Below are 4140 nucleotides of genomic sequence, written 5' to 3' on the forward strand. Positions count from 1 at the left end.
TTATGCGTTAGCAGTAACACATCGATTTTTCAGGACGAGTAGACAGTTCCATTTTGTATTCAAAACCAAACACATGATATATACGGTCGATCAAATTGATAACACGATCGATTTCATCTTCGATCTGGTCGGGTCTCACGAAGATATGTGCATCATCCTGGCAAAATGTACGCACACGCATCATCCCGTTTAATGCACCCGAAAACTCATGACGGTGTACTTGTCCGAATTCTGAGATCCGGATCGGAAGTTCACGATAGGAATGCAGGCTGTTTTTGAAAATAAGCATGTGTCCAGGACAGTTCATTGGTTTCAATGCAAATTTTGTTTCGTCAACCTCAGTAAAGTACATATTCTCATGATAATGATCCCAGTGACCCGATTGCTCCCACAGCCTCTGGTTCATCATAAACGGTGTACGAACTTCTTCGTAATCCTGCTTTTTCTGCTCTTCACGAGAGAAATTTTCAAGTTCTGTCCGAATGACCATTCCCTTTGGCAAGTAGAATGGCATCCCAGGTGCTTCTTCGGAAAACATGAACAATCCGAGTTCTCTCCCTAGCTTCCGATGATCGCGTTTCTTGGCTTCTTCGAGCATTTGTAAATGTTCATCCAATTGAGACTTTTTGGGAAATGCCGTCCCGTATATGCGCTGCAACATCTTATTATTTGAGTCCCCTCGCCAATAGGCACCAGCCACACTCATTAATTTGAACGCTTTGATACGGCCGGTGGAGGGCAGGTGGGGTCCGCGGCAAAGGTCGAAAAACTCGCCCTGATGGTAAATGGTGATGATCGCATCCTCAGGTAGATCGTGAATCAGCTCTAGCTTTAGCGGATCTTCAATTTCCCGGAAAAGCTTTTGTGCTTTTTCCCTACTTACTACTTGCCGAGTGATCGGGAGATCCTGATGCACAATTTTCACCATTTCCTTCTCGATGGAGGCAAGATCTTCGAAAGATAATGGCTTTTCGAGATCGATATCATAGTAAAAACCATCTTCTATAACTGGCCCTATACCGAGCTTGACTGCTTTATTTCCGTATAGGCGTTTCAGTGCCTGCGCCATCAAATGCGCAGTACTGTGCCTGTAGATTTCCAAACCAGATTTACTGTCGAGAGTAATAATTTCAACCTGACAGTCCTCCTCAATAGGCCTGTTTAAATCGACCGGTTTGCCATTGATTTTTCCTGCCACAGCATTTTTCACCAAACTTGTACTTATAGACTCTGCTACCTGTTCAACCGTAGTGCCTCGTTCGTATTCCCGGACAATTCCATTGGGTAGTGTTACATTAATTTTCAATGAGAACTCCTCCGTTCATGAATGATCTTATTTGAACGCAAAAAGCGCACTTATCCGCAAGGGACGAGTGCGCTCGTGGTTCCACCCTAATTTGATTCGTAAAGATACGAACCCTCCTTCATTTCTGTAACGGGAATACCCGGCGAAATTTACACTCTGGGCACAAACCCAGATTTCAAAATCGCAGCTGCAAGGTGGTAAATCCTTAGGATTGCCGAAGAGGATTTCAGCCCATGTCCTCTCTCTCTGGGCGGCATTCATTAAGAATTCATGTCCTTGGTTATAGCTTTTTTTTCAATTTCAAAAAATCAACGCTGTTTTCGCTTATATTGTTGCTCTTGATGGGAAAACCTTATAATAAAGCTCATATTTTCCCCAGGAGGCATTTGAATCATGAATTGGCTCAATATATACGAAAATTTCACCGATTTGCCATCGAAGGAACAACACAGCTTATTTGAAGCAATTAAAGAAACGTTATTCCCTGCACCTAAAGTTGAGGGGTTGCTTGGTGATATTCGAGAAGCAAAGTTCTCGGGTGGATTGGCATGTCTGCATTGCGGCAGCTTAAGTGTAAAACGGAATGGTAAGTATCGCGGTCGCCAACGATATTTATGCAAGGATTGCGGTAAAAGTTTCAATGACATGACGGGTACGCCGATGGCGGGAACCCATAAACCCAATCTGTGGATCAAATACTTCGAATTGATGATTGAAGGATACACCCTTCCTAAAATTGTAGAGCGGGTCGATATTCACATATCAACAGCATTTTACTGGAGACACAAAATTCTTAATGCACTCCGTTCGCTTGGAAATTGTCAGCTTAATGGAATCATCGAAAGCGATGAAACGCACTTTCTGGAGTCGGAGAAAGGTCGCAAAGGCGGGATTCCTCACCGTGATGCCCGTAAACGCGGTCGCAAAGTAGAAGACGAAAAAAAGGAGAAGCGTAAGCGTGGCATCTCCAAGGAACAGGTCAGCATTGTTGTAGCTTACGACCGAAATGATAATATCATTTGTCAGATGGGAGGTCGCGGTCGTATTAAAGCCGAAGAGATTGACAAAGTAATCGGAGGGTATATTGCACCTTCTTCTTTGCTTTGCACGGACAGTGCGACGAACTATAAGAAGTTTGCCAAAATGAAAGGCTTGACGCACGAAATACTGCCGCGTGGAACTCATGTGTCGAAGTCGATATACCATATCCAACACGTAAATTCATTCCACTCACGCCTGAAACAGTGGATGGATCGATTTCAAGGAGTAGCAACCAAATACATCGATAACTATATGTTTTGGTTCCGATTCCTAGAGTTGCATAAGAAACTGGAGTTTACCGACAGACAAAAGAAACTCCTGTTGGATACCTGCAAACGAGCGAACTTTACGACCGTTAAAAAGTTGAGAACAAGTGTATAAAAAGGTGGTAGTACCTCAACTATCGTTCCCCGTCGTTGAAGAATCAAACTATGGCGTTCTTTTAAATTCCATAATGTATCATGTATTTGCTTTCTTCTTTTGCCCTAATAATTTTCGAAGCCAGTTCATGCAGTTCAGAAGACTTTTTAAAGTGCTTTGAAGATGTGACTATATCATAAAACACTGATAATGATTCAGGTGGAATAATCGTGATGCCCCAATAGGCTAAACCATATTCGGGACGGGTGAATGAATGAAAATAGGTTTTCATGATAGATAAATTCGGATTTAAGCTATTAATAATATCATCATCGACAGAAATACAGTTATATTTCTGTGGTTCGTAATCAATGTATTCTTTTTGTTTGTTGAATTCATCAAGTATACCGAATTCATGTACACAAGGCATGGTCATCCCCCTCTCATAAAGAGTTAAACTAAACTGCCTATTGGTTCAGTGAATAACAATCACTCTATTTTACCTCATTTAACAAATTAGCAACAATTATTACGAAAACAGCCAAAATCAAAAAGCGCACTTATCCCGAAAGGGACGAGTACGCTCGTGGTTCCACCCTAATTTGATTCACAAAGATGTGAATCCTCATTTCATCTCTATAACGGGAATACCCGGCGAAGTTTACTCTCAGGGATAAACCCCGGATTTCAATATCGCAGCTACAAGGTGGTAAATCCTTAGGTTGCCGAAGAGGATTTCAGCCAAGTCCTCTTTCTCTGAACGGTACTTGTTAAGGATTCATGTCCTTGATTAAAGCTTTTATTTCTACAAATCATATCGCTTGGAATTTGTAATGTCAAGCCAGCCAGTTAATATGTTGTTGTTCTGTGATAATGTCACCCTGTAACTGTTCTGAGATAATGTCACTATGGGACAGGAGACATTGACATTGACCAGGGCAGAACTAAAGAAGGTACTTGTGGTGGAGAAGATCCTCGAAGGACACATGACGAACGCGGAAGGAGCAGCGGCACTCGGGCTGAGCGTACGGCAAGTTGATTCGGCTAAAGAAGAAATATCAAACAGAAGGAGGAGCGCAGGCGATAGCCCATCGTAATCGGGGTAGAAAGCCGAAACACGCATTAACGGATGAGGTGAAGGAACAGGCAGCGGCGTTATACCTTGCGAAATACCACGGCAGCAACAACTGCCACTTTGCGGAGCTTTTGGAGGAGCACGAATCGCTAAAGCTGAGCCATTCCAGCGTGAGGCGCATCCTATTGTCCAAGGGGATCAAGCAAGCCAAGCAGCGGCGGCGCAGAAAGGCTCATCAGCCGCGTGAGCGCAAACCCCAAGCCGGCATGCTGTGGCAGATCGACGCGACACCGTATGCCTGGCTGGAGGACCGTGCGCCGTCCTTCGCCCTCCACGCTTGTGTTTTGCAAGTAGAAAA

Annotated in this window: 2 protein-coding genes, 2 pseudogenes and 1 other annotated feature; of the genes and pseudogenes, 2 read left to right on the forward strand and 2 right to left on the reverse strand. The window is 43.6% G+C overall.

Going from position 1 to position 4140, the window contains the following annotated elements:
• Positions 1-19: 19 nt before the first annotated feature.
• Positions 20-1306: pseudogene (gene thrS / locus H4Q31_RS19795) on the reverse strand (threonine--tRNA ligase); the annotation flags it as partial.
• A 393-nt stretch (positions 1307-1699) separates the two neighbouring features.
• Between thrS and H4Q31_RS19800 the strand changes: the two are divergent.
• Positions 1700-2728 carry an IS1595 family transposase gene (locus tag H4Q31_RS19800; RefSeq protein ID WP_185180793.1) on the forward strand — a complete coding sequence of 343 codons (1029 nt, stop codon included), beginning with the start codon at positions 1700-1702 and terminating at the stop codon, positions 2726-2728.
• A gap of 61 nt (positions 2729-2789) precedes the next feature.
• Here H4Q31_RS19800 and H4Q31_RS19805 read toward each other — a convergent pair whose 3' ends face one another.
• Positions 2790-3137, reverse strand: a complete 348-nt coding sequence (locus H4Q31_RS19805; protein WP_185180794.1) for a short-chain dehydrogenase — start codon at positions 3135-3137, stop codon at positions 2790-2792.
• 137 nt (positions 3138-3274) lie between these two features.
• Positions 3275-3510, reverse strand: a binding site (T-box leader).
• A gap of 126 nt (positions 3511-3636) precedes the next feature.
• Between H4Q31_RS19805 and H4Q31_RS19810 the strand changes: the two are divergent.
• A pseudogene (locus H4Q31_RS19810) lies at positions 3637-4140 on the forward strand (helix-turn-helix domain-containing protein); the annotation flags it as partial.

It is taken from the genome of Cohnella lubricantis, from assembly GCF_014212015.1.
GTDB lineage: Bacteria > Bacillota > Bacilli > Paenibacillales > Paenibacillaceae > Cohnella > Cohnella lubricantis.